A 25063-nucleotide genomic window follows, 5' to 3' on the forward strand; every position below is an offset into this window, starting at 1 on the left:
ACCGGGAGGCCACACCCGCGGCAGGCCCTGAGGCCGGTGCCGCGGTGTGTCACGACAGAGCCAGGGGCTCACGGTGAACAACGAATTTCTGGAAGCAACAACATGACCGACGCAGTCACGACCCCTGCCGGCACCGAGCCGATCATCCGCATGGAAGCGGTGAACAAGTGGTACGGCGAATTCCAGGTGCTGACCGGCATCGACCTGAGCGTGCGCGCGGGCGAGCGCATCGTGATCTGCGGGCCTTCGGGCTCGGGCAAGTCGACGCTGATCCGCTGCATCAACCGTCTCGAGACGGTGCAGCAGGGCCGCATCGTGGTCGACGGCATCGACCTCACGGCCGGCGGCAAGAACGTCGACGCGGTGCGCGCCGAAGTCGGCATGGTGTTCCAGCAGTTCAACCTGTTCCCGCACCTGACCATCCTCGAGAACTGCACGCTGGCGCCGATGCGCTCGCGCGGCATGAACCAGGCGCAGGCCGAAGAGGTGGCGATGAAGTACCTCACGCGCGTGCGCATTCCCGAGCAGGCCAAGAAGTACCCGAGCCAGCTGTCGGGCGGCCAGCAGCAGCGCGTGGCGATCGCACGCGCGCTGTGCATGTCGCCCAAGATCATGCTGTTCGACGAGCCCACCTCGGCGCTCGACCCCGAGATGGTCAAGGAAGTGCTCGACACCATGATCGGCCTGGCCGAAGACGGCATGACCATGCTGTGCGTGACGCACGAGATGGGCTTCGCCCGCAGCGTGGCCGACCGCGTGATCTTCATGGCCGACGGCAAGATCGTCGAACAGGCGCCGCCGGCCGAGTTCTTCAGCAACCCGAAGAACGACAAGACCAAGCAATTCCTGGGTCAGATCCTTTCCTCGCACCAGGCGCACTGATGGCCTCGATTCCCGTACTGATCTCGCTGTCGTCTTTCGGCGCGGCCGAGGTGGGCCGGCACGGCCAGCTCTGGTGTTCCCAACTCGCGCGCGCCGCGGGTGCCGACTCGGTCGAGGTGCGTGGCGAGATGCTGCGCGATGCCGACACCGAACTGCCCGCACTCGCGGGCCATGCATCGGTCTACAGCAGCCCCGAGGGCCTGTGGGCCGAAGGCGGCTGGCTCGACAGCGCCGCGCTGGCACGCGGCATCGCGGCTGCGACCACGCTCGGCGCCAAGCGCCTGAAGATGTCCATCGGCGACTTCCGAACCACCTCGCACGGCTCGCTGTGGGGCCTGAAGACGCAGCTGGCCGAGACCCGCATCGAGTTGCTGATCGAGAACGACCAGACCGTCTCGGCGGGCACCCTGCCGGCGCTGCTCACCTTTTTCGACGTGGCCGACCGCGCCGGGCTGAACCTGGGCATGACCTTCGACATGGGCAACTGGCACTGGCTGGGCGAATGCCCGCTCGAGGCCGCCAAGGCCCTGGGCCACCGCGTGCGCTACGTGCACTGCAAGGGCGTGCAGCGGCTGCCGGCCAAGTGGGTCGCGGTGCCGCTGGCCGATTCCTCTGCCCCCTGGCGCGCCGTGCTGCGCGCGCTGCCGGCCGACGTGCCGCATGCCATCGAATACCCGCTGATCGGCGACGACCTGCTGGCCGTCACACGCACCCAGATCGATCTCATCCGCGCCACGCGCGCCCTGCCATGACCGATACCGCCTTCGACGTCGCCCTGTTCGGCGAAGCCATGCTGCTGCTGGTGGCCGACCGGCCGGGCCCGCTGGAGGACGCGCAGTCCTTCCACAAGCGCACCGCCGGCGCCGAGACCAACGTGGCCATCGGCCTGTCGCGCCTGGGCCTGAAGGTGGGCTGGGCCAGCCGGCTCGGCACCGATTCGATGGGTCGCTACCTGATCGCGACCATGAAGGGCGAGGGCATCGACTGCGCGCACGTGATCTGCGATGCCGCACAGAAGACCGGCTTCCAGTTCAAGGGTCGCGTCACCGACGGCAGCGACCCGCCGATCGAATACCACCGCAAGGGTTCGGCCGCGAGCCAGATGACGCCCGACGATGTCGACGTGGCCTGGCTCGGCTCGGCGCGGCACCTGCACGCCACAGGCGTGTTTGCCGCGATCTCGGCGACCACGCTGCCGGCCGCGATCAAGACCATGGACGTGATGCGCGCCGCGGGCCGCACCATCTCCTTCGACCCCAACCTGCGCCCGACGCTGTGGGCCTCGACCGAGGCCATGCGCAGCGCCATCAACGACCTGGCCTCGCGTGCCGACTGGGTGCTGCCCGGCATCGAGGAGGGCCTGCTGCTCACCGGCGAGAGCACGCCCGAAGGCATCGCCGCCTTCTACCGCCAGCTGGGCGCGAAGCTGGTGGTCGTGAAGCTGGGCGCCGAGGGCGCCTACTACGACAGCGACGTGGCCGGCACCGGCCGCGTCGCGGGCTTCCCGGTCAAGGAAGTGATCGACACCGTGGGCGCGGGCGACGGCTTCGCGGCCGGCGTGATCAGCGCGCTGCTCGAAGGCCTCAGCGTGCCCGACGCGGTGCGCCGCGGCAGCTGGATCGGCGCGCGCGCGGTCCAGGTGCTGGGCGACACCGAAGGCCTGCCGACGCGGGCCCAACTCGACGAGGCGAAGCTGGCATGACTGCTGCAATGCGCAAGAAGGTGCTGGTGTTCCGCGAACTGCCCGAGGACCAGCTCGCACGGCTGCAGGCCGCACACGACGTGACCGTGGCCAACCCGAAGGTGGCCGCACAGCGCGCCGCCTTCGATGCCGCGCTGCCCGAGGCGCAGGCCATGATCGGCTCGAGCTGGCCGGTCGATGCGGCGCTGCTCGACCGCGCACCGAGGCTCGAGGTGATCTCCAGCGTGTCGGTGGGCGTCGACAACTTCGCGCTGGCCGAACTGCACCGGCGCGGCATCCTGCTGTGCCACACACCCGGCGTGCTCGACGAGACCGTGGCCGACACCATGTTCGCGCTGCTGATGGCGACCAGCCGCCGCGTGGTCGAGCTGTCGAACCTGGTGCGCGAAGGGCAATGGACCAGGAACATCGGCACCGAGCTGTTCGGCACCGACGTGCACGGCAAGACGCTGGGCCTGCTGGGCTTCGGCCGCATCGGCCAGGCCATCGCGCGCCGCGCGGCCTTGGGCTTCGGCATGCCGGTGCTCTACCACGCACGCCGTGCGGTCGACCTCGCGGCGCAGGCGCCCGAGCTGCAGGGCCATGCGCTGCACACGCCGCTGAACGAGCTGCTCGCCCGCGCCGACTTCGTGGTCGCGATGCTGCCCCTGTCCGATGCCACGCGCGGCATGATCGACGCCGAGGTGTTCGGCGCCATGAAGCCGGGCGCGATCTTCATCAACGGCGGCCGCGGTGCCACGGTGAACGAAGCCGCGCTGCTCGCCGCGCTCGACAGCGGCCACCTGCACGCGGCCGGGCTCGACGTGTTCGCGACCGAACCGCTGCCGCTCGATTCGGCGTTGCGCACCCATGCGCGCGTGACGCCGCTGCCGCACATCGGTTCGGCCACGCACGAGACGCGCCATGCGATGGCCGAGCTGGCCACCACCAACCTGCTGCAGGCGCTGGCCGGCCAGAGGCCGGGCGCCGTCTTCGACACGGCCTCGGCGTGAGCACCCGGGCACCGCGCCAGAAGCCCGCGGGCCAGCGGGCCACCATCGCCGACGTGGCGGCCGCGGCCGGCGTGTCGAAGGCCACGGTCTCGCGCTTCTTCAACCACCGCGAGCGGCTGCTGAGCCCCGACATCGCGGCGCGTGTGGAGACCGCGATCGTCGCGCTCGACTACTCGCCCAGCCCCATGGCCCAGGCCCTGAGCCGCGGCAGCACGCGGCTGATCGGCCTGATCGTGGCCGACATCACCAACCCCTACTCGGTGGCCGTGCTGCGCGGCGCCGAGAAGGCCTGCCAGGATGCGGGCTACCTGGTGATGCTGTTCAACCTCGGCAACGAGAGCGGCCGCGAGCGCGAGGCCATCGACGCGCTGGCCGGCTACCAGGTCGACGGCTTCATCCTCAACACGCTGGGCCGCGGCGCGAGCACCGTCGACGCGGTGGCGCTGCACGGCAAGCCGGCGGTGCTGGTCGACCGGCGCCACGCCGGCATGCAGGCCGACTTCGTGTCGCTCGACAACGCGGGCGCGATGGCGCAAGCCTGCGAGCACCTGCTCGAGGGCGGGTACCGCGAGTTTCTCTACCTCACCGAGCCGCAGAAGGGCGTGAGCACGCGGCGCGAGCGCACCAACGCCTTCGGCGAATGCATGGCCGCGCATGCGCCGGGCGTCAAGGGCGAAGTCTTCGAGAGCGAGGAGGGCGACACCGCCGGCCTCGACGCTGCGCTGCGCGCTTTGCGCCAGCGTGCGCGACGCGGTCGCCGTGAGCCCGCGGTGATCTCTGGCAACGCGGTGGTCACGCTGCGTGTGGCGGCGGCCGTGGCACGCTTGGGTTGGCAGTTCGGCGAGGACCTGGGCTTCGTCGGCTTCGACGAGGCCGAATGGTCGCCGCTGGTCGGGCCCGGGCTGAGCACCATCGCGCAACCCACCGCCGAGATCGGCCGAGGCGCCGCCAACTGCCTGATCGAGCGCCTGCGCGGCCTCGACGTGCCGCCGCGCGTGCTGCTGCTGCCGGGCGAGTTGGTGGTGCGGGGGTCGTCGCGGCGGGACAGCGCGGCCTGAGTCGCGCGTCGGGCTCATCGTCGATGAGCCATCTGCCATTCATCTCGCGTGATGCACCGGCTGGAGGCCCCAAACGGGTGTCGAAAGACCTTCCATGCGCGCCTTGATCTGCAGCGCCAAGTAGAGCGAGTAGTGTCGGCTCTGGCTCAGGTTGCCGCCGTGGAACCAGAGGGATTGCTGTTGCGTGGGTTTCCACATGTTGCGGAGTTCGCCTTCCCAGGGGCCTGGATCGCGGGCCGTGCCTGAACCGACGCCCCAGCATTTGCCCACGCGGTCAGCGACCTCCGGTGACACGATGTCTGCAACCCAGGCATTCATGGAACCGTAGCCGGTCGCGTATACCAGCAGATCGGCCGGCAGTTTCTCGCCGTTGGTCAGTACCACGCCGTCGGCCTGAATGCGCTCAATGCCGACGCCGCTGCGCAAATCGATCAACCCGTCCGCCACCAGTTCGGATGCGCCCACGTCGATGTAGTAGCCCGATCCGCGGCGAAGGTACTTCGTATGGAGCCCGGACCCGTCCTCGCCAAAGTCAAGCATGAACCCGACCTTGCGCAGGCGGGCGTAGAAGGGTGCATCGGCTTCTTCGATCTGTTCATAGATCGGCTTGCTGAGCGTCGGAGCGATCCGCAACGGCGTGGATGCCTGAATGAGGTCGGCGCGGTCGGCGTCTATGCCCCGCTCGAGCGCATCCTCCGAATAGAGCTTGCCGATGACCTTTTCCATCAGGGTGTCGGACTTCACGATCAGCGTTGAAGAGCGTTGGATCATCGTCACTTCGGCGCCGTGTTCCCAGAGGTCGGCGCAGATGTCGTGCGCAGAGTTGTTGGATCCGAGCACCACGCAGCGCTTGCCGCGGTAGGCATCTCCACCCCGATAGGCGCTCGAATGGCATTGCTCGCCCTGGAATTCGTCGTGGCCCTCGATGACAGGCGTACTGGGATAGCCCGACACGCCGAGCGCAAAGATCAGTTGCTTCGGGCGCAGTACCACCGGCTCTCCTTCGCGCATGACGTCTACCGTCCATTCGCCGGCCACCTCGTCGTAGCGTGCACTCGTGCATTCGGTGCAGGACCAGTAGTTGATCTCCATGATCCGCGTGTAGGCCTCGAGCCAGTCGCCAAGCTTGTCTTTGGGCGTGAACACAGGCCAATCCTCCGGGAAGGGCAGGTAGGGAAGATGGTCGTACCAGACAGGGTCGTGAAGACACAATGACTTGTAGCGATGACGCCAGGAGTCGCCGGCGCGCGCATTGCGTTCGATGACGATGGTCGGTACATCGAGGCGCCGCAGCCGTGCCGCCAAACCAATGCCGCCCTGGCCGCCGCCGATGATCACGCAGTAAGGCTGCTCGGTGTATCCGAGATTCGCTTCTTCCTGCTCGCGGCGCTCGAGCCAGGTGATGCGACCCGGCCCGTAGCGATGGCTGGTCCCCAGTTGGCGGCGGCGGGCTTTCCTCTCTTCGAAGCCTTTCAGTTCACGAAGTGCGGTGAAGAAGGTCCAGCACTTTCCTTCGCGCAGACGGAAATGGCCTTGCCCGCGGCCAACTGGCGTCTCGAAATTGAACCAGGCGAGCAGCGTGTCTCCTTCGATCTGGACGCTGTCCTTGTCCAGCGCCCAGCTCGGCGAGCCGTCGAACAGTTGCAAGGCGTGTGCGAGCATCTCTCCAACGGAGGAGACACCCTCGACGGTCTTGATGTTCCAGGTGAATGCCAGAAAGTCGCGCCAGAAACAGTCATCGGCGAAGAAGGTCGGAAGCCTATCGAGCTTGCGCTGTGCCAGCGTGCTGCCGAAAGCGGTGAGCCATTCGGTGGCTTGCCGCACAGAAGAATTCGAGGTAGTTGCGTCCATGATCCTGAGGCCTGCGAGGGCGGTGTGGAGTTTGCGATCAGACCGGCAGGGCCTGGAGGTGGCATGCGGCGAGGTGCCCATCGCCTTGGTTCTCGAGCCGAGGTGCCTCGACGCGGCAGCGATCGAAGGCATAGGGGCAGCGGGTGTGGAAATGGCATCCCTGCGGCGGGGTGACCGGACTCGGCACGTCACCCTTGAGGACGATGCGCTTGCCGGCTTTGGCGTTTCCCGGTGCGGCCGAGAGCAGCGCCTGCGTGTACGGATGCTTCGGTGCAGCGAAGATTCTCTGGGCGGTGCCCTGTTCGACGATTCGCCCAAGGTACATGACGGCGACGCGGTGGGTCATGTGCTCGACAATGCCGAGGTCGTGGCTGATGAACAGCAGTGCCAGACCCAGTTCGTCCTGCAGATCCTGCAGTAGATTGACGATTTGAGCCTTCACCGACACGTCCAGCGCGGAGACCGCTTCATCGCAGATCACGAGTTTCGGCTTCGACGCCAAGGCACGCGCGATGCAGATTCGTTGCCGCTGTCCGCCCGAGAATTCATGCGGATAACGGCGGCCGGCGTCTCGAGGAAGACGCACGAGATCCAGCAATTTGTCGACACGGGACTGCATCGCTTCGGAGGTCACGCCGGATTCGAAGTTGGAGATCGGCTCGGCCAATGCTTCGCGAACCGTCAAACGTGGGTTCAGGCTTGCGAACGGATCCTGGAAAACGACCTGCAACTTCTGCCGCACCGGTCTCAGCTGTCGCGGCGAGAGGTTGTCGATGCGCTCGCCGTCGAGTCGCACCTCTCCTTCGGTCAGGTCGAAGAGCCGCAGGATGGATCGGCCCACTGTCGATTTTCCGCAACCCGATTCGCCCACCAAGGACAATGTCTCGCCACGTTCGACGTGGAACGACACGCCGTCCACCGCATGCACCCTGCCGGTCGAGGCGCCCAACCAGCTGCGCTTGAGCGGGAAGTGCTTCTTCAGGTCTTTGACTTCGAGAAGATGGCTCATGAGACGAATTCCGCAACAGGCATTTCGGCCAGCGCGTGATGACACGCAGCCAGATGCAGAGGAGCCTTGGGTTGCAAGGCCGGAACAACTGTTCGACAGAGGTCGGTGGCCTGGGCGCAGCGGCCGGCGAAAAGACAGCCGTCGATGCGCTGCTTGAGGCTTGGCACCATGCCTGGGATCTCCGTCAGCCGCGTCTTCTGCGGATGCTGCGAGGCGCCAGTTTTCGGGATAGCAGCAAGAAGACCACGGGTATAGGGGTGGCGTGGATTGGCGAGCAGCATGTCCACGGGGGCCTCTTCCACCTTGCGACCCGCATACATGACCATCACGCGCTCGGCCACGTCTGCGACAACGCCGAGGTCATGCGTAATGAGAACGATGGCCGCGCCGGTGCGATGCTTCAGTTCGGCCATGAGGTCCAGGATCTGCGCCTGAATGGTCACATCCAGCGCCGTGGTCGGTTCGTCGGCAATCAGCAGCTTCGGGTTGCATGCCAGTGCCATGGCGATCATCACGCGCTGTCGCATGCCGCCAGAGAGTTGATGTGGATACTCATGCAACCGGCGTTCCGGCGCCGGAATTCCGACGAGCTGGAGCATTTCCGTGGCGCGTTTGGCGGCCGCGCGCTGATCGAGCTTCTGATGCAGCCGCAGCGTCTCTGCAATCTGAAAACCAACAGTCAACACCGGGTTGAGGCTCGTCATCGGCTCCTGGAAGATCATGGAGATCTCATTGCCGCGCACTGCGCGCAGCTCGGCGTCATTCAATGCAAGAAGATCCCGGTTCATGAACCGAATGCGGCCGGCCACCTTTGCGGGCGGCTCGGGCAATAGACGCAGAAGGGACATCGACGTCACGGATTTTCCGCAGCCCGACTCTCCGACGATCGCCAGTGTTTCACCTTCGTTCACGTGGAACGACACCCCGTCCACGGCACGATTCACTCCGTCCGGCGTCCGAAAATGGACGCGCAGATCTTCGACTTCGAGCAGCGCCATGTTCAGATTCCCTTCGCCAGACGAGGGTCGAGCGCATCGCGCAGTCCATCGCCCAGCAGATTGATGGCCAACACAGTGAGCGACAGGAACACGGCTGGAATAAAGACGATGTAGGGCTTGACCTGCCACAGCGCGCGACCCTCGGCCATGATGTTTCCCCACGAAGGCGTGGACGGCGGAATACCCGCGCCAATGAAGGAAAGCATCGCTTCGATAATCATTGCGCTGGCGCAGATGTAGGTCGCCTGGACCATCATGGGGGCGACGGTGTTGGGCATGATGTGCCGCCAGATGATGCGCAGTGTCGGTGTACCGGTCGTGATCGCTGCATCCACATAGGCTTGCTCACGCAGCGACAGGACGACGCCCCGCACAAGGCGGGCGACGCGCGGGATTTCGGCAATGGTGATCGCGATGATGACGTTGCCGATGCTGCCTCGCGTAAGCGCCATCAGGGCAATGGCCAGCAGGATCGGTGGAATCGACATCAGGGCGTCCATCGACCGCATGACGGGACCATCAGCCCATCGCACGAAGCCGGAAAGCAGTCCGATAGCGAGCCCGGCCGCGGTGGCTATCAGGGCGACCGAGAAGCCGACGATCAACGAGACCCGTGTGCCCCACAACACTCGGGAGTAGACATCCCGCCCCAGCATGTCGGTGCCAAACCAGTGCTCGAGCGAAGGTGCCCGTGTGCGGCGGGCGGGCGCGATCACGCTCGGATCCACGGTTCCAAGCCATGGCGCGAAGATGCCGATCAGCAGCAGTATCAGCAGCAGGCCGCCACCGATGGCGATGGTGGGATGGCGACGCAGGTGGCCGCGCCATCCTGTGCGACGCACCACTGGCGGCAGCAGTTCGGTCAGGGCGGGTGCATGCGATGGCGGGTCCGAGACCGCCTTCTGCACCTGCATGGGGAAATGAAGGGAGTTCAATACCGGATCCTCGGATCGAGCAGCGTGTAGGAGACGTCGATCAACAGATTGATGAGCAGGTAGGCAAAGCTGAACATGAGCACGACGCCCTGGATGACCGGATAGTCGCGGCGCAGGATGGCGTCCACTGTCAGGCGACCAATGCCCGGGATGGCGAAGACGCTTTCGGTGACAACGGCGCCACCGATCAGCATGGCGATGCCCAGGCCGATCACCGTCACGATTGGCACCGAGGCGTTCTTCAGCGCGTGGACGAACAGCACGCCCTTGCTGGCCAGACCCTTGGCGCGCGCAGTGCGGATGTAGTCTTGCTGTAGGACTTCAAGCATCGTCGTGCGGGTGATTCGGGCGATGAGCGCGACGTAGCCGAAACTCATGGTGAGTGCCGGTAGGATGAGCCGCTGCAGCCATGGCCAGAACCCTTCCGAGAAAGGCACGTAACCCTGCACCGGAAGCCATTGAAGTTGCAGTGCGAAGATCCACGCGATCAGGTAGCCGATGGCGAACACCGGCACGGAGAATCCAAAGACCGCGAAGGCCATGATCGCGCGATCGAAGAAACTGCCCGACTTCCATGCTGCGATCACACCCAGCGGTACTGCCACGGTCACTGCGAGCACGAGCGTCATGACGAGCAGAGACCCAGTGGCTTCGAGCCGTTGTGCAATGAGCGCGGTCACGGGCGTGCCGGTGAAGATCGATTTGCCCAGGTCCAGATGCAGGACGCGCCAGGCCCAGTCACCGAATTGCGCGAGGAACGGCCGGGACAGGCCGAGGCTTTCGCGGATGCGCGCCAGATCTTCCGGCGTGGCCTGGTCGCCTGCAATCATCGCGGCGGGATCACCTGGTGCCAGGTAGAGCAGACTGAAGATGAAAAAGGCCACCAGTGCCATGACTGGAAGGGCGGCGCCGGCACGGCGGAGGATGTAGGCGAACATGCTCATGCACTCCCGGCGGCTGCCCAAGCCTCATCGACTGCGGAGGGTGATTCCGGCAGGCTCTGTCCGCCGTCAACGATCAGCGCATGTCCGGTGATCGCGCCCGCTTCGTGGCTCGCCAGAAACAGCGCGCCGTTGGCGATGTCGTCCACCGTCGCCAGTCGGCGAAGCGCGCTCATCCGAAGCTTTTTCTCCTGGTAGGCACTTTTCTCGTCCGACTGATGTTCCGTCCGCACATTGCCCGGCAGCACGGCGTTGACGGTGATTCGCCATGGCGCGAGCTCGATGGCGGTACACCGCATGAAGCCGAGCTGGCCGGCCTTGCTGGCTCCGTAGTGTGCATAGCCGGGGTAGCCACCGGTGGTGCCGGTGATCGAGCCGATGATGACGATGCGGCCCTGACGCTGCGCCTTCATTGCAGGCAGGCAGGCCTGAACGGAGAGAAAGGTTCCCTTCAGGTTGACGTCGGTCATGGCATCGAAATCGCTCGCGGTCATCTCATCGACCCTGGCGCGCGGAAAGATGCCCGCATTGGCGCAAAGAACATCGATGGCGCCATAGCGCTCGAGCGCGCTCGTTGCCATGGCCTGCATGGACTTCGGATCGGTGACGTCCGCGGCAACGCCGGAACAGCTGCCGCCGATCTCGCGGGCGGCGCGCTCCGCGTCCGCCTGGCTCCGGGCAGCGACGAGCACATTCATGCCCGCCGCCGAGAATCGCGCGGCGATCCCGCGGCCGATACCGCGGTTAGCGCCGGTGACGATGGCCGTTCGGCCCTGCATGGTCGCGAACATTAGGCAACCTCCGATGCCGGCTCGAAGCCCTCGAACGGCGAGGGATCGAGAAAACGCCGCAGTACGTTGCCGGTGATTCGGCTGACGTTGTTGTCGTAGTCCTTGTGCGAGAGGGCCATGCCCCAGGCGATCGAGCCAGTCGTGAACACGGCACCGCCGTGCGAGGTCGGGAAGAAGGTCATGTCCGCGCGAATTTGCGCGTTTTGGTCTCCTCCGAGACCCCGATGGCTCACGCCGAACTCTTCGGGAGAAGCGAGTCCGCCCGAGCCGAAGGCGTCTGCCGTCGCCACATGCAGGAGGTTCGGCGGAGATCCCAGACGCGCATCGACGCGGTCGATCTCATGCCCCCCGGCGCCACCGCGCAGGCCAAAGTCGCCGATCACTTCCTCGCGGCCAATCCCTTCGAAGATGAAGGCGGCGCGTTCGTCCTGGCTGTCTGGAAGGCGCCGATAGGCGCATCCCCGGTCAAAGACCTGTGCATCGAAGCCCACGCCGACCAACCGCTGTGGCGGGCGTCCATTGCTGCGCCAGAGTCCGCTGGGTTCGCCCGTGGTGGACAGCCCGTTCTCCCCGGGCTCTCCTTCCCAGGTGCGCGTGCCTGTGAGTCCGCGCCGGATTTCAATGCAGCCCGTCTTTGCCGGATGGAAAGCGGTTCGCCAATAGAAGCCATTTCCGCCCAGGTAAACGTGACGGCCGCCATTGTTCTGATAGGTCTCGAAGGCATCGAGCATCTGTTGCGTGTAGTACTCCGGATGGCATCCGGTCACCACGCAGCCATAGCCCGCGAGCAACTGAGCACCGTGGCGGTGAATCGCTTCGTCGGTGATCACGTCGTAGGGAATCCGGGTCTGATCGAGCCAGTCGATGATCCGCGTGTCCATCTGGTAGTAGCCGCCGCCATAGGGCCGCATGTTCAGGATGGGGCGTTTCGCGCTCGCGTAGCACCAGCCACTGCCGTCGCTGTGCGTGTCGTAGGTCGACAGGCCCAGCTCGCGATGCTCCTGAAGGTAGGCATCGTCCAGACCGAGCACCAGCAGTTGTTCGAGCATCGCTTCGGTCGGCTGGAGATCTAGCCGGATGGCGCTGTTCGAGTAGGCGAGGAAGGTGGCGGTGGATGCAACGAAGGCGAGTCGCGCGCTTGGCCTGCCTGCTTGTGCGCCTACAAAGAAGGGAACGTGGCTTTCGACGCGCTGTCCTCCAACGTCGATCGCAGTGAGCCGCAGGGCGTAGAATCCAGAGGACCATTCTTCCGGGATTTGGAGCGACAGGCAGGTGCTCCAGTCACAGTCGTCGATATCGTCGTCGTGGAAATGGATGGCGCCGTACTCGTCGGGCACCTCCGTCCAATGCAGCGTGCGGGCATTCCAGTTGGAGCCGGTCACGGCCCGGGTGGGCGCATTGCGCAGCGTGCCGCGAAGACCGTGGGCAGCGTGATCGCAAAAGCCGTCGCTTCCGATCGCATCGGAGAAATCCCAGGCGCCCACGAGGTCCGGATTGCCCCGCTCGGGGCGGAGCGCTGCGGCGCTGGCCTTCAGCGCGTCGGCACCGAGTACCGCTGCATGCAGGCGAGGCCGATCGATCTTGCCGTTGAAGTGCGCCGCGCCAAGCCGCTCGGCACCCGCATCGCGCAGATGCGCGGCGAAGCTCAGTGCGATCGAACGCGGCCACGCGACCTGCCTCGGTGCCGAGCCGGCACCGAGGCCGCTGCAGTCCCGTCCACCTGAGCGGTCGAGACTGTGTTGAAAGACGCGCATCTCGCCGGTCAGGGCGTCGAAGCTCGCGCCCACGAAGGCCCACTCGCGCTCCATGAGCGACCGCCCGGTGCTGGCGCTGTGCACGCCTGAAGTTGTGCCGATCGTGAAGGCCACGCCGCCTTGGGCATCGAGGCCCAAGCGCCAGCCTTCCTCGGTATCTGCCCGCCACCTTGCGATGACGGTTTGCTCTCCGGCGGCGAGCAAGGTCGGCCAGATCCAGCATCCGACGCTGAAGGACTGGAGGTTTCTCAGAACGGGTGCGTCGTCGACCAGACCGCACGACCCTGGGTGAATGGGTTGATGCGTCAGCCCGACGTCCCCGTCGATGGCAGACGGCATCGCCTGGAGCTTCACCCCGGGGCCGGCAGGGTCCGGGTCGCCGCAGCGAATCTTCACGACTTCGACCCGCGCGCTGCGCAGGGTTTCGCTGCTGAGCTTGAACTCCACGGTCGACCCGCTCGTGGCCTCCAATGGCGAGGCATAGCCGATCACGGCAACAGTATTGAGCATGGTGGGCGTCAGTCCAGATTCAGATTGGAGAGCGAGTGACCCGTCAACGCTTCCCAGCGCAGGCAGAACACGGCCCATTCGGCATCCGCGAGGCGTTCGAACAGGCGTTCGGGGAAGGTCTTGAGAGGCTCGCCGCGACTGGCTGGCAGCTGCGCGAGCATCCAGCGCTTTCCGGGCTCCATCGTGAGCAACACATGGCGCAAGCCCGCACCGGACCAGCGCATGCGGTAGAGCACCAGCTGTAGTTCATGGCTGTAGTGACCGCGTGGTGTGCGCCGAAACTCGCGTGCCAGATCCAGGCGCGTCGGATCGATCGGATAGTGGGCCTGCTGGGCAGTGGTTGTGAGCATGGGTGCGGTGTTCCGGACGAGAAAGGCTCACGCCTTCTTGACGTTGTAGAACAGCGGAGATCCATCCAGGATGCCGCTGATGCTCTTGCGGTAGGCGGCGGGCTGGAGCAGGAGCCCCGTCGGGATGTAGGGCACGTCCTGGAAGGCTTGCAGTTGCATCTCCCGGGCAATGCGCTGTTGATCGGGCGTGGTCGATGCGCCGAAGTAGCTCTCGAGCAACGCTTCGTGTTTTGCGCTCGCAGGCCAGCCGAAGGGCCCCTTGGCACCTGTGCCCCGCATGTAGGTGTGCAACGGCGGCGCGGTCGTGATAACGCCCGGAACGAAGTTGCAGAAGACGCTCCAGCCGCCCTTGTCGATGGGCTGCTTGGAGGCAAGGCGCTGCAAGACGGTACCCCAGTCCAACGATTGGTAGTCGAGGTTGAGACCCACGCGCTTGAAATAGTCTCCCGCCACCTCGCTCATCGCGTTGAGAACGGCAAAGTCTGTTGGCACCAGCATGACGATCTTCTCGCCCTTGTAGCCCGCTGCGGCGAGGTCCTTTTTTACCTTGTCGATGCTGCGTGCACTGGTCAGGGCCGACATCCCAGCATCGTTGGCTGATGGCGTTCCGGGCAGGAAGAAGCCAACGTTGTCGCGCCAGCGCAGCTTGTCTTCTCCCATCGCCGCCATCATGTAGTCGGACTGGGTGATGCCCGCGAGCAGGGCGCGACGCACGGCGGCATTGTCGAACGGCGCATTGAGCTGATTGAACCGGATCATCGCCATCGAGCCGGCCTTGTCGTGTACCTGGACGTTGATGTCCTTGTGGCCGCGCAGCACAGGGATCAGGTCGGGAATAGGTTGCTCCCACCAGTCGACTTCGCCGGACTGGAGGGCCGCCGCAGCCGTGGCTGCATCGGGAATGGTGTGCCATTCGACGCGGTCGACATAGGCGATCTTGGCGCCCGAGGTAAACGCCGGTGTGCCCTCGCGTGGTACGTAGCCTGCGAACTTCTGATAGACCGCCCGCGACCCTGGCACCCGCTCGTCCGAGACGAAGCGGAACGGACCACTGCCGATCATTTCTGTGACCTGTACGCCGGGATCCGTGGCCGCGAGGCGTGCCGGCATGATCGGGCACATACCGCTGGTCTTGCTCAGTGCGAGCGGCAGCAGGGGAAACGGCTTCTTGAAGCGAAAGCGCAGCGTCCGGTCCGTCGGCGCACTGAGCTCGTCGAGCTGCCCGCGCATCAGTTGGCCCAGCACATCGACCTTGGACCAGCGCTCGATGCTGGCAATCGCATCGCGTGCGAGTACCGGCGTGCCGTCGTGGAACGTGAGCTTGTCGCGCAGCGTGAGCGTCCAAGTCTTTCCGTCGTCTGTAATCTGATGTCCCGACACCATCTGCGGCTGAGCCTGGAACTGATTGTCGACCCCATAGAGCGTGTCGAAGACCATCATCGCGTGATTGCGCGTGACGAGGCCTGTGGTCTGCACTGGATCCAGGAGCGCGAGATCGGCCTGTGGCACGAACTTGAGTACCTTGGCTGTCTGCCCGATCGCGAGCGCTGGGAACAAGCTGCCGGCTGCGCCGGCCTTGAGTAGATCTCTGCGTTTCATGCGGTTTTCCTGGAACTGGGGTGAGAGGGAAGGATGAGGGCGCGGACCGCCGTCAGGCCGGTACCGAGGCCAAGGCGGCCCGACGAATGCGTTCGATCACGCGTGTGTCGCCCTGCGCGGGCAGTCCGTTGCGCGTCTTGCGCAACTCGGCAAAAGCGTCGTCCGTCCGCTCGAGCGTCAGGGCGACGTCTTCGGGCGTGAGCGCCGAATTGATGAACATGTTGTGGTACGGATGAAGGTACACGCCGCGCCGGATGGCGGCGGCCGTCCATGCATAGCCGATGCGCATGTCGGGGTCGTCGGCAAAGAAAATCTGCGGCATCTGCACGGGACCCGTTTGGCGCAGCGTGAACCCGTGACTGCGAGATTGGGCCTCCAGCCCGTCGCGGAGCAACTGTCCCGTGTGCGCAATGCGCTCCAGATAGTCGGTGTCGCGGATCTGATGCAACGTGGCGATGGCGGCCTCCATCGGAACGGCCGAGAACCAGAACGACCCTGTCACGTAGATGCGCTGTGCGGCATCGCGCGCCTTGTCCGATCCCAGTAATGCCGAGATCGGATGGCCGTTGGCGATCGCCTTGCCCCAAGTGCTGAGGTCGGGTCGAACGCCAAGTGCCGACCAGCTGCAGTCACGCGCCATGCGGAATCCTGCGCGCACATCGTCGACCACCAGGAGCGCGTCGCGCTCATCGCAGATACGGCGCACTTCTCTCGCATAGGCTGCGTCGGGCAGGTACTGATCGCTGAAAGCCTCATGCCGGAACGGCGTCGCAAAGATGCCTGCCAAGTCATCACCCGCTGATTCAACGGCTGTGGCGAGACTGGCAAGGTCGTTGTAGCGGAAGGGGATGATGTGTGCGCGGTCTTCGGCTGTGCCGCCAGCCGTCTGTGGCAGGCACCACGGCGACGCGCCGTGATAGGCCCCCTCTGCCAGCAGCACCTTGCGGCGCTGCCGATAGGCTCGCGCGCAGACGAGCGCCATGGCCGTTGCGTCGGTGCCGTTCTTGCAGAACATGGCCCAGTCGGCATGGGTCACGGTATCGACGAACAGTTCTGCGAGGCGAACCATCGCATCGCTGGGCCCTGTCATCGTGTCGCCTCGAAGGGCCTGCGCGCGTGCGGCCGCCTCGACCTTTCCATTGCCGTAGCCCAGCAAGTTGGGGCCATAGGCGCACATGTAGTCGATGTACTCGTTGTCGTCCACATCCCACAGGCGCGAGCCTGCTGCACGCCGGAAGAACTGAGGGAAATCCGCAGGAAGCAGGCGGGTGGATTCGTGGCCGTAGATGCCGCCCGGGATGACCCGCTCTGCACGCGCCTTCAGCGCCTTGTTCTGAGTGTTGGTCCACATGAGAGCTCGTCCTTGAAGAGGTTGAAGTTGAAGAAGCGATTGGCAATGCAGTCAGAGTGACTCGCATCGTTAATCGATATTACTTGATAGAAAATTCGACTTCAATCGATATTCGCCCTCATAAAGCAAATTCGCCTATGTGGTGCGAAACGCACCTGAATGGCTCATTTGTATAGGTGAGTAAGCGCGGAATCCCTGTATCGCTGCAAGTACTGCAAGGAAAATGCCAAGCCGAAACTTACTTGTAGATTATTCGACTATCAACAGGGAAAACCAGCACGATGCAGGACGCACCAGGCCTCAGGTCCTGGGCGTCAGCACTTCGGGCATGAAGCAGCGCAGATAGGAGACTGCAGCGCGAACGGATTCGACGACGTAGTCGTCCGTGATTCGTCCGTGAGCGCTATACGAAAGTGCCCACACCCCATCCGAGATAGCGAGGGCCACGCCCACGCGCCGTTCGAAGTCCGAGATCGGCGGCGTCTCGAAGTACCTGGAGAACTGGTCCACCCTCAAGCGAGTCAGCACGGTATTGCCGTGCATGTCGAGGTTGCGGACCTGCACGCTGACTCCCGCACCCATGAAGAGTCGCAGCGCGGCTGGATGTTCGTTGAGATAGGACGAAGACCGCAGTTGATTGCGCTTGACCATCTCCTGCCAGGTCTGCGGAACGGGATCTTGAGGCTGCGAGGCGAGACGCCAGAGTTCGGTGTGATAGCGCTGCGCAAGCGCGACGAATGCGGCGTTGCGATTCGGAAAGAAGTGGTAGACCGAAGCCAGTGGCACGGCGCTCAGTTCCGCGATCTGGGCCAGGCTCACTTCATCGTTGAGGCTTTCGGCTAGCAGGCGCTCTGTCGCGTCGAGCAAGGCGTCGAATCGCTCCTGTGCATGCTTTCGCACAGGGTTTCTGGGTCCGCTGCGCGGCCTCGCGATGGGTTCGGAGTTCATTCAGTTTGCCATTGAGACGTCCACGCGAAAAAGCGTCGATCTGCTGCGCATCGTAGCGCCTGGCTTTCAGGGTCGGTCGGCAGGCGGCGTCTTGATGCAGCGCTCGATGTCGTCAGATTGCGAATGACGCAATTGCGACCTGAGCAGTTCGGTCTGCGACGCCGGGGAGCGCTGATCGGTGATGGTGCAGGTGTTCGAGGCAGCGGGTGGATTTCTCTCGGTCGGCTTGAATCGTGTTCAGCGTTCACGCTGCGCATTCGCCTCGGTCTGGATGGTCTTTCTGCGAACGATCAGAAGGAACAGAAGGCAGGCCAGCGCCAGAAGCCCGAAGAAGGCGAAGCCGATCATCGAGTTTTCCGAGCCGATGTCATTGAGCAGGGTGAGGGCGTCCAGCGCAACGTACAGGCTGTAGGCCAGCGTGGGCGCAAACAGCACGATCGACACGATCTTGACGGGCGCGCTGTGGCGCAGGAGCAGCAGGATCCCCAGCACGACCGATGCGACCAGCAGCAAGGGCACACCGACCACCAGCGTGAGCAGGCCGTGCGGGTCGGCGAGGGCCGCGGGTGAACACAGTGCAAGGGCGGCGGCGGCGGCCCAGAGTCGCGGGGATGTTCTCATGGGCGCTAAGTTAACCCAGGCGGTGCCACTTTTCCATCCGACTTGGCGGGGTGGGCGCATGGGCATGCTGAAGTGCGTACGTGCGCTTCCGGCAAGACTTGATGCTGATGCTGTCCACCGGACGCAGTGCTTCCCGGCTCGTTCCTGTCGGTTCTTTTCACAGCGCCCTGCCTTTTCGCTTGCCCTGCCGGTCGTGCGCGCCGCATCATCCGGTGCCTGCATGGACGGCGAAAAAAAAGGAGATCCAGAATGAAGTTTCAGACGAGCGGTTCTGGTTCCGACATCCCCATCGACATGACCTCCTCGATCCCGGGCCTTCGCTTCCGTCACTTCAGCGGGGTATCGGACCTGCGAGCCATGGCAGAGGTTGCGAACGCATCAGACGCGCTCGACGGTGTGCACAACATGCGCACGCCGGAAAGCATGGCCGAGAGCTACGCGTCCTTGCTCAACTGCGACCCTTACACCGACCTCATACTGGCTGAAGTCAATGGAGAACTGGCGGGGTATGCGCGCGGCTGGTGGAAAGAGGAAGTCGGAGGAACAGTGCTCCATATCCAGATGGGTGTCGTCGGACCGGGCTGGCGTCGTCGAGGAATCGGGCGGGCCATGCTGAACTGGCTTGAAAGCCGGCAACGCATCGTCGGTCGTCGATTTCCCGTCGGTACCCGCCAGCTCTTCAACGTGTATGTGACGGAGGGCGAAGTTGCACGCGCCGCCCTCATGGATTCCGCAGGCTACGCGGTCGCGCGCCACCTCTTTTCCATGGCCCGCCGGAATCTCGACGGCGTGCCGGCCTTCACCTTGCCGGCTGGCCTCGAGATTCGGCAAGTGACGCCAGAGCACTACGCGCACCTATGGGCCGCTGACCTTGAAGCCATGCGCGAGCATTGGGGCCGGACCGAGCCTGGTGAGGCTGCGTACGAGGCTTGGATCTCCGACAAGGATGTCTTCCAGCCTCGGCTGTGGAGCGTCGCATGGGATACGACATCCCATCAGGTCGTCGGGCAGGTCCGTGCGTTCGTGCGCGAGGCAGAGAACCTCCAACTCGGGCGCCTGCGCGGGTACACCGAGTTCATCAGCGTGCGCAAGCCCTGGCGCAGACAGGGCGTGGCGCGTGCGCTCATCGCCCACAGTTTGCAGCTTCAGGCCCGAGCGGGAATGAGGGAGTCGGCGCTGGAGGTCGACAGTGCCAACGCGACAGGCGCCACCAAGATCTACGAGGCGTGTGGCTTTGAGATATCGCATCGAAACAGGGTCTACCGCAAGCCGCTCTGATCCGCCACCCGCCATGGGTTGTCGCTTGCACGCATGAGCGCCGGGTGGCCGGCGAGAAGGACGGCGACCGGCTGCCTGCACGTGGCTTCAGGCGGCGTCGGCCTCATGCACCGTCGACTGCTGGCTCATGGCTGGCAACGCACAGCTTGTTCCCGTCCGGGTCTCGGAAGTACGCGCCGTAGTAGTGGTCGTGGTACTGGGGGCGCAGGCCGGGCGGGCCCTCGCAGGTGCCGCCATGCGCCAGTGCGGTTCGGTAGGCAGCTCGGACGCCCTCCCTGGACGCCGCTGCGAACGCGACCATCTGCCCGTTGCCGGGGTGATGCGGCTGGCCGTCGTGGGGCGTGCAGATCACGAAGAAGGGGCGCGTCCCGCCGGCGCTGTGCCAGCCCGCCCAGGGCCTGTCTGGCTCGCAGAAGCGCAGCGCGAGGCCGAGGCTGTCCATCACCGGGCCGTAGAAGCGCAGGGCGCGCTCGAAGTCGCTGACGCTGACAAAGACGTGGGAGAACACCAGGGCTCCTCGGGTCGTTGGAATGACGGCTTGGACCGTCGGGATGCAGCCCGGAGCGAGCATGCCACAGCCCCATTTCCTGCAAGGCCGCGTGGGCCGTGCGTGCCAGCAGTCGAGTGTCCTCGACCTGCCAGCGTGGTCGGGTACATCGTGTTGCAGTTGAGGAAGATGTCGATCGCATGCCTGTCGAACAGTTCGCCGTCGTCGAAGCAGGGCGACAGCCCATCGACCTCGTCCATCCCGACCACGGTGCGACCGTCTCGCCGCGCACAGTGCGGGGGCACTCCCGCTGATCGGCGCTGTTCTCGATCAGGTGCATGGCCATGGCGTCATCGATCCCTGTGCTGTCGGCCCGTCCATGCGGCATGGAGGACCGCAGCGCACGCGCCCTACAATGCCGCGCCGTCGCGTGCACACCTTCGCCGATGACGGCAGTCGCCCCGAAACTGCCCGTCGCTCCGACCTGCCTCGCACCGTGCGCCATCCGATTCCCACCATGCGTCTGCGCCATCTCGAGATCTTTCATGCGGTGATGCGCACCGGCTCGACCAGTGGCGCCGCGGACCTGCTCAATCTGTCGCAGTCCGCCGCGAGCAAGGCCCTGGTGCAGGCCGAACACGCGTTGGGCATCACGCTGTTCCAGCGCGTGCGCGGCCGGCTGGTGCGCACGCGCGAGGCCGAGCAGATCTTCGCGCAGACCTCCTTGCTGTTCGCTCAGGCCGAGAACGTACAGCGCCTGGTGCGCAACCTCAAGCGCGACCCCGAAGACCATCTGCGCGTCGGCTGCCTGCCCAGCCTGGGGCTGGGCCTGATCCCTTGCGCCATGGCGGCGTTCCGGGAGCGCTGCCCCGGGGTGTCGCTCGAGCTGTCCGCCGGCAATGGCGACGAGCTGCTGGAGCGCCTGCTCGTGCACGAACTCGATGTCGCGGTGTCCTTCGACATGCCCCTGCGCCAGGGGCTCGCGCGGTTGCCGGTGGGCGATGTGCCGGTGGTGCACGTGGCCTCGGAAGCGGACGCCGGCGCCGTTGCGGGCGATTGCGTGCACCTGGCGGCGCTGGACCCGCAGCGCTGGATCGGCAGCGGCGGCAACGATCCGCTGGCGCAATGCATCCGCGACACCTGCGACCGTCTGCACCTGCCCGAACCGTCGCCCATGATCGAGACGCGCACCTACTACATCGCGGCCGCGCTGGCACGCCAGGGTGTCGGTTTCGCGCTGGTGGATGCGTTCACCGCGCAAGCCATCGCGCACGATCTGCACATCCGGCCGCTGGAGCCGGCCATGGTCCTCGATGTGGTCGCGTTCCATGGCGTCTCTGCCGTGCGCTCGGTGGCCTTCGACACCTTCATCGCCACGCTGCAGACGCAGTTCCAGCGGCCCTGAGCCGCCGGGCTCCATCGGTTCGCGCACGCTTGCCGTGCATGGCGGACCGCGCACCGGCGTGCGCGGCGGCGGGCTGCGGGGTATTCCAAAACGACTACCTTGCGCGCTTCTTTTCCATCGCCGCCACGACGTTTTATTTCAATACTCCGCCTGCGTTCCGCATCCACGACCAGAACCAGGAGACAAGCGACCATGAAGTTCCCATCGACGCGCCGCCTTTTCGTCAGCACGGTGATCGCGTTGGCGTTTTCCGCCGCCCATGCCCAATGGCCGGAACGGCCGATCAAGATCATCGTGGCCTCGGCGCCCGGCGGCAGTCCGGACATCGTCTCGCGCCTGATCGGTGCGGAACTCGCCAAGCGCGTCGGCCAGCCGGTCGTGATCGACAACCGGCCCGGCGCCGCCGGTGCGATCGGCATGGCTGCGCTGGCCGCCGCGCCGGCCGACGGCTATACCATCGGCTACGGCAACAACGCCACGCTGGCCACCAACGAGTTCCTCTACGCCAAGCTGCCCTACGACGCGCGCAAGCTCGAGCCCATCATCAACACCTCCAAGACCGCGAGCCTGTTCGTCGTGAACAACGACCTGCCCGTGCGTTCGATCCAGGAGTTCATCGCCCACGCCAAGCAGAACCCCGGCAAGCTGTCTTTCGCCACGGGTGATGCGGGCGGCTCCGGCCACATCGGTGCCGAGCTGTTCAACCGGACGACCGGGATCCAGGTGGTCCATGTGCCCTACAAGTCCGCCTCGCAGGCCATGACCGATCTGATGGGCGGCCAGGTGGCCTACCTTATCGACAACTACTCCGTCGCGGGCCCCCACGTCAACGCGGGAAAGATGCGCGCGCTCGCCGTCACCGCGCGTGAACGCACGCCGCTCTTTCCCGACGTGCCCACGATGGAGCAGTCCGGCCTGCCGGGCTACGACATCACCGCCTGGGGCGGCTTCGTGGCCCCGCCCGGCACGCCGATCGAGGCGATCGCGCGGCTGAACAAGGAACTCAACGCCATCATCCAGGAGAAGGAGTTCCGCGAGCGTCTGCTCAAGATCGGCTCCACCGTGGTCGGCGGCAGTCCGGAGGACTTCCGCAGCCTGATGGAGAAAGAGCGCGTCAAGTGGGGTGAGCTGGTGCGCATGACGGGCGCCAAGGGCAGCTGAGCGCCGCGCGAACCCTACGCACGCCTGCGAGGCGCGATCCGACCCACGTCCTTTCCGGTGCCTGAACCCTCGTGATCTCACTGTTCGATCCCCTCCTGCGCAGCATCCCCCTGGTCGAGCGCGATGAGCCTTTCGTCGATCTCGGCGCCGCGGGCATGCCCGTGCTGGCGGACCACCTGCGCATCGGCGTCTCCAATCCCAGCGCGCACTTCCTGAAGGTGCGCCTGGGCGTCGCGCAACGGCTGTTCGCTGCCGCCGACCGGCTGCCGACGGGGCTGCGCCTGCTCATCAAGGAGGGCTACCGGCCGTTGGCGCTGCAGCGGCTCTATTTCACGCGCCGTGTCGCGAGACTGCGCGAGGTGTACCCGAGCGCCACCGACGCCCATCTGCATGAACTGGCCGCCCACTACGCGGCGCCGCCGGAGGTGGCGGCTCATCCCACCGGTGCCGCCGTCGACCTGACGCTGACCACGGCGGACGGCATGGAACTCGCGATGGGCAGCCCGGTCAACGCGAACGATGAACTGTCCTCGGGGAGCTGCTACACGGCGTCCGAATTCATCAGCCGACAGGCGCGCGCCCATCGGGATCTGCTGATCGGGGTCATGACGCACGCGGGCTTCGTCAACTACCCCTCGGAGTGGTGGCACTGGTCTTTCGGCGATCGGTACTGGGCCGTGGTCACGGGTCACCCGCATGGCCTCTACGGCCCCGTCGAAGAGTCGGCGCTGGACCAGGGCCTGTTCAGGCACTAGACGCTCAACTGCGTCGTCGACAGCACCTCCTTCAGCACCATGAAGCTGCGGATCTGCCGCACGCCCGGCAGATAGAGCAGCTGCTCGGCGTGCAGCCGGTTGAAGCTCTCGTGGTCGCGCGTGCGCAGCAGCATGAAGTAGTCGAACTCGCCCGTCACGACGTGGCATTCGAGGCAGCCGGAGACCTTGTGCACCGCCTTCTCGAAGTCGGCGAAGGACTCGGGCGTGGAGCGGTCGAGCACCACGCCGATCATCACCAGCATGCCGGCGTCGAGCGCGCGCGGCTCCAGCAGGGCGACGATGCCGCGGATCATGCCCATGGCCTTGAGCCGCTCGACGCGGCGCAGGCAGGCCGGCGCGCTGAGGTTGACCTTGGCCGCCAGCGCGACGTTGGAGACCGATGCGTCGCGCTGCAGGGCGCGAAGGATGGCGCGGTCGATGCGGTCGAGTTCGCCCTTCGGTTCGCTCTTTGGCGTCGGGGTGGGCGCGACACTCGCGGGACGGCGTTTTGTTGTGCTCATGAGGTCATTCTCGAAATTTCAGAAGGGTGAATGGATTCTGAGGGTGCTTCCATTCCATGAACAAGCGCTATTTCGCAACCCTGTGTCGCGGCCGAATTCCTAAGATCGATGCACATCCCACCGATCACGCACACAGGAGCACAGCCCATGAATCTGAAGAAATTCCCCCGCTATCCGCTGACCTTCGGGCCGACGCCCATCCAGCCGCTCAAGCGGCTGAGCGCGCATCTGGGCGGCAAGGTCGAGCTCTATGCCAAGCGCGAGGACTGCAACAGCGGTCTGGCCTTCGGCGGCAACAAGACGCGCAAGCTCGAGTACCTGATCCCCGAGGCGCTCGAAGGCGGCTACGACACGCTCGTGTCGATCGGCGGCATCCAGTCGAACCAGACGCGGCAGGTGGCGGCGGTGGCCGCGCACCTGGGGCTGAAGTGCGTGCTGGTCCAGGAGAACTGGGTCAACTATTCCGACGCGGTGTACGACCGGGTCGGCAACATCGAGATGTCGCGCATCATGGGCGCCGACGTCCGGCTCGATGCCGCGGGCTTCGACATCGGCATCCGCAAGAGCTGGGAAGACGCGATGGAGAGCGTGCGCCAGTCCGGCGGCAAGCCCTTCCCGATTCCCGCGGGCTGCTCGGAGCATCCCAAGGGCGGGCTCGGCTTCGTGGCCTTTGCCGAAGAGGTCCGGCAACAGGAGGCCGAGCTCGGCTTCCAATTCGACTACATCGTGGTCTGCGCGGTGACGGGCAGCACGCAGGCCGGCATGGTCGTGGGCTTCGCAGCCGATGGCCGCGCCGACCGCGTGATCGGCATCGACGCCTCGGCCAAGCCGCAGCAGACCTATGAGCAGATCCTGCGCATCGCGAAGAACACGGCGCAGCTGGTCGAACTCGACCGTGACATTACGGCGCAGGACGTCGTGCTCGACACGCGCTTCGGCGGCCCGGAGTACGGCCTGCCCAACGAAGGCACGCTCGAGGCCATCCGCTTGAGCGCCAGGCTGGAGGCCATGCTCACCGACCCGGTCTACGAGGGCAAGTCGATGCACGGGATGATCGAGAAGGTCCGGCTCGGCGAGTTTCCGCCGGGCTCGAAGGTGCTGTATGCGCACCTGGGCGGCGTGCCCGCGCTCAACGCCTACAGCTTTCTCTTCCGCAACGGCTGA

24 protein-coding genes are annotated in these 25063 nt (G+C 65.4%); 10 read left to right on the forward strand and 14 right to left on the reverse strand.

From position 1 onward, the window contains the following. Nucleotides 1-102: 102 nt before the first annotated feature. From K0H49_RS12095 to K0H49_RS12115, 5 genes are read left to right on the forward strand one after another with little or no spacing between them, the layout of a single operon-like run. Nucleotides 103-882: an amino acid ABC transporter ATP-binding protein gene (locus K0H49_RS12095; protein ID WP_257624680.1), complete on the forward strand. Its 780-nt coding sequence runs from the start codon at nt 103-105 to the stop codon at nt 880-882. After that, nucleotides 882-1634, forward strand: a complete 753-nt coding sequence (locus tag K0H49_RS12100) for a sugar phosphate isomerase/epimerase family protein (RefSeq protein WP_219212383.1) — start codon at nt 882-884, stop codon at nt 1632-1634. Before K0H49_RS12095 ends, K0H49_RS12100 begins: the two co-directional genes overlap by 1 nt. Then, complete coding sequence (locus K0H49_RS12105) at nt 1631-2584, forward strand: sugar kinase (RefSeq protein ID WP_219212385.1); 954 nt, start codon at nt 1631-1633, stop codon at nt 2582-2584. The genes K0H49_RS12100 and K0H49_RS12105 overlap by 4 nt, the downstream gene beginning before the upstream one ends. Continuing rightward, a complete protein-coding gene (locus K0H49_RS12110) occupies nt 2581-3576 on the forward strand; it encodes a 2-hydroxyacid dehydrogenase (RefSeq protein ID WP_219212387.1) in 996 nt (331 codons plus the stop codon). The genes K0H49_RS12105 and K0H49_RS12110 overlap by 4 nt, the downstream gene beginning before the upstream one ends. Beyond that, the gene (locus K0H49_RS12115; protein WP_219212390.1) at nt 3573-4634 is read left to right on the forward strand and encodes a LacI family DNA-binding transcriptional regulator; all 1062 of its coding nucleotides are present in this window, start codon (nt 3573-3575) and stop codon (nt 4632-4634) included. Before K0H49_RS12110 ends, K0H49_RS12115 begins: the two co-directional genes overlap by 4 nt. A gap of 39 nt (nt 4635-4673) precedes the next feature. Here the strand turns inward: K0H49_RS12115 and K0H49_RS12120 are convergent, their stop codons facing one another. The 12 genes from K0H49_RS12120 to K0H49_RS12175 form a co-directional block, all read right to left on the reverse strand. Further along, on the reverse strand, nt 4674-6485 hold the full coding sequence (locus K0H49_RS12120) for an NAD(P)/FAD-dependent oxidoreductase (protein WP_219212393.1): 1812 nt from the start codon (nt 6483-6485) through the stop codon (nt 4674-4676). Nucleotides 6486-6522: 37 nt separating this feature from the next. Then, nucleotides 6523-7494 (reverse strand): ABC transporter ATP-binding protein, encoded by a 972-nt coding sequence (locus K0H49_RS12125; RefSeq protein WP_219212395.1) that lies wholly within the window; start codon nt 7492-7494, stop codon nt 6523-6525. Beyond that, the gene (locus K0H49_RS12130) at nt 7491-8492 is read right to left on the reverse strand and encodes an ABC transporter ATP-binding protein (RefSeq protein ID WP_219212396.1); all 1002 of its coding nucleotides are present in this window, start codon (nt 8490-8492) and stop codon (nt 7491-7493) included. The genes K0H49_RS12125 and K0H49_RS12130 overlap by 4 nt, the downstream gene beginning before the upstream one ends. Nucleotides 8493-8494: 2 nt before the next feature. Further along, nucleotides 8495-9406 (reverse strand): ABC transporter permease, encoded by a 912-nt coding sequence (locus tag K0H49_RS12135; RefSeq protein WP_219212398.1) that lies wholly within the window; start codon nt 9404-9406, stop codon nt 8495-8497. Nucleotides 9407-9423: 17 nt separating this feature from the next. Then, a complete protein-coding gene (locus K0H49_RS12140) occupies nt 9424-10365 on the reverse strand; it encodes an ABC transporter permease (RefSeq protein WP_219212400.1) in 942 nt (313 codons plus the stop codon). 2 nt (nt 10366-10367) lie between these two features. Then, nucleotides 10368-11159: a 3-oxoacyl-ACP reductase FabG gene (fabG, locus tag K0H49_RS12145; RefSeq protein ID WP_219212402.1), complete on the reverse strand. Its 792-nt coding sequence runs from the start codon at nt 11157-11159 to the stop codon at nt 10368-10370. Beyond that, a complete protein-coding gene (locus K0H49_RS12150; protein WP_219212404.1) occupies nt 11159-13423 on the reverse strand; it encodes a LamG domain-containing protein in 2265 nt (754 codons plus the stop codon). The genes fabG and K0H49_RS12150 overlap by 1 nt, the downstream gene beginning before the upstream one ends. 8 nt (nt 13424-13431) lie before the next feature. Further along, entirely contained in the window at nt 13432-13773 is a 342-nt protein-coding gene (locus K0H49_RS12155) for a hypothetical protein (protein WP_219212406.1), read from the reverse strand. Nucleotides 13774-13800: 27 nt separating this feature from the next. After that, entirely contained in the window at nt 13801-15372 is a 1572-nt protein-coding gene (locus K0H49_RS12160) for an ABC transporter substrate-binding protein (protein ID WP_219212408.1), read from the reverse strand. A gap of 52 nt (nt 15373-15424) precedes the next feature. Then, entirely contained in the window at nt 15425-16723 is a 1299-nt protein-coding gene (locus K0H49_RS12165) for an aminotransferase class III-fold pyridoxal phosphate-dependent enzyme (protein ID WP_219212411.1), read from the reverse strand. Between the two features lie 300 nt (nt 16724-17023). Then, nucleotides 17024-17671: a TetR/AcrR family transcriptional regulator gene (locus tag K0H49_RS12170; RefSeq protein WP_219212413.1), complete on the reverse strand. Its 648-nt coding sequence runs from the start codon at nt 17669-17671 to the stop codon at nt 17024-17026. A gap of 237 nt (nt 17672-17908) precedes the next feature. After that, on the reverse strand, nt 17909-18292 hold the full coding sequence (locus K0H49_RS12175) for an LPXTG cell wall anchor domain-containing protein (protein ID WP_219212415.1): 384 nt from the start codon (nt 18290-18292) through the stop codon (nt 17909-17911). A gap of 249 nt (nt 18293-18541) precedes the next feature. Here K0H49_RS12175 and K0H49_RS12180 point away from each other — a divergent pair, with 249 nt between their 5' ends. After that, nucleotides 18542-19570 (forward strand): GNAT family N-acetyltransferase, encoded by a 1029-nt coding sequence (locus K0H49_RS12180; protein WP_219212416.1) that lies wholly within the window; start codon nt 18542-18544, stop codon nt 19568-19570. Nucleotides 19571-19673: 103 nt separating this feature from the next. On the opposite strand, the gene K0H49_RS12185 is transcribed toward K0H49_RS12180, so the two are convergent. Next, the gene (locus K0H49_RS12185) at nt 19674-20078 is read right to left on the reverse strand and encodes a VOC family protein (RefSeq protein WP_219212418.1); all 405 of its coding nucleotides are present in this window, start codon (nt 20076-20078) and stop codon (nt 19674-19676) included. Between the two features lie 496 nt (nt 20079-20574). Here K0H49_RS12185 and K0H49_RS12190 point away from each other — a divergent pair, with 496 nt between their 5' ends. The 3 genes from K0H49_RS12190 (at nt 20575) to K0H49_RS12200 (ending at nt 23378) form a co-directional block, all read left to right on the forward strand. After that, entirely contained in the window at nt 20575-21462 is an 888-nt protein-coding gene (locus K0H49_RS12190; RefSeq protein WP_219212420.1) for a LysR family transcriptional regulator, read from the forward strand. Between the two features lie 192 nt (nt 21463-21654). Beyond that, complete coding sequence (locus K0H49_RS12195) at nt 21655-22623, forward strand: Bug family tripartite tricarboxylate transporter substrate binding protein (RefSeq protein ID WP_219212422.1); 969 nt, start codon at nt 21655-21657, stop codon at nt 22621-22623. Nucleotides 22624-22694: 71 nt separating this feature from the next. After that, complete coding sequence (locus K0H49_RS12200) at nt 22695-23378, forward strand: M15 family metallopeptidase (protein ID WP_374122339.1); 684 nt, start codon at nt 22695-22697, stop codon at nt 23376-23378. Here the strand turns inward: K0H49_RS12200 and K0H49_RS12205 are convergent. After that, complete coding sequence (locus tag K0H49_RS12205; RefSeq protein WP_219212424.1) at nt 23375-23899, reverse strand: Lrp/AsnC family transcriptional regulator; 525 nt, start codon at nt 23897-23899, stop codon at nt 23375-23377. The two genes, K0H49_RS12200 and K0H49_RS12205, sit on opposite strands and share 4 nt — an antisense overlap. Nucleotides 23900-24046: 147 nt before the next feature. Between K0H49_RS12205 and K0H49_RS12210 the strand changes: the two genes are divergently transcribed. Continuing rightward, nucleotides 24047-25063, forward strand: coding sequence for a 1-aminocyclopropane-1-carboxylate deaminase (locus tag K0H49_RS12210; RefSeq protein WP_219212426.1), 1017 nt, complete (start codon nt 24047-24049; stop codon nt 25061-25063).

Source organism: Variovorax boronicumulans, assembly GCF_019352895.1.
In the GTDB taxonomy this organism is placed as follows: Bacteria; Pseudomonadota; Gammaproteobacteria; order Burkholderiales; family Burkholderiaceae_C; genus Variovorax; species Variovorax boronicumulans_A.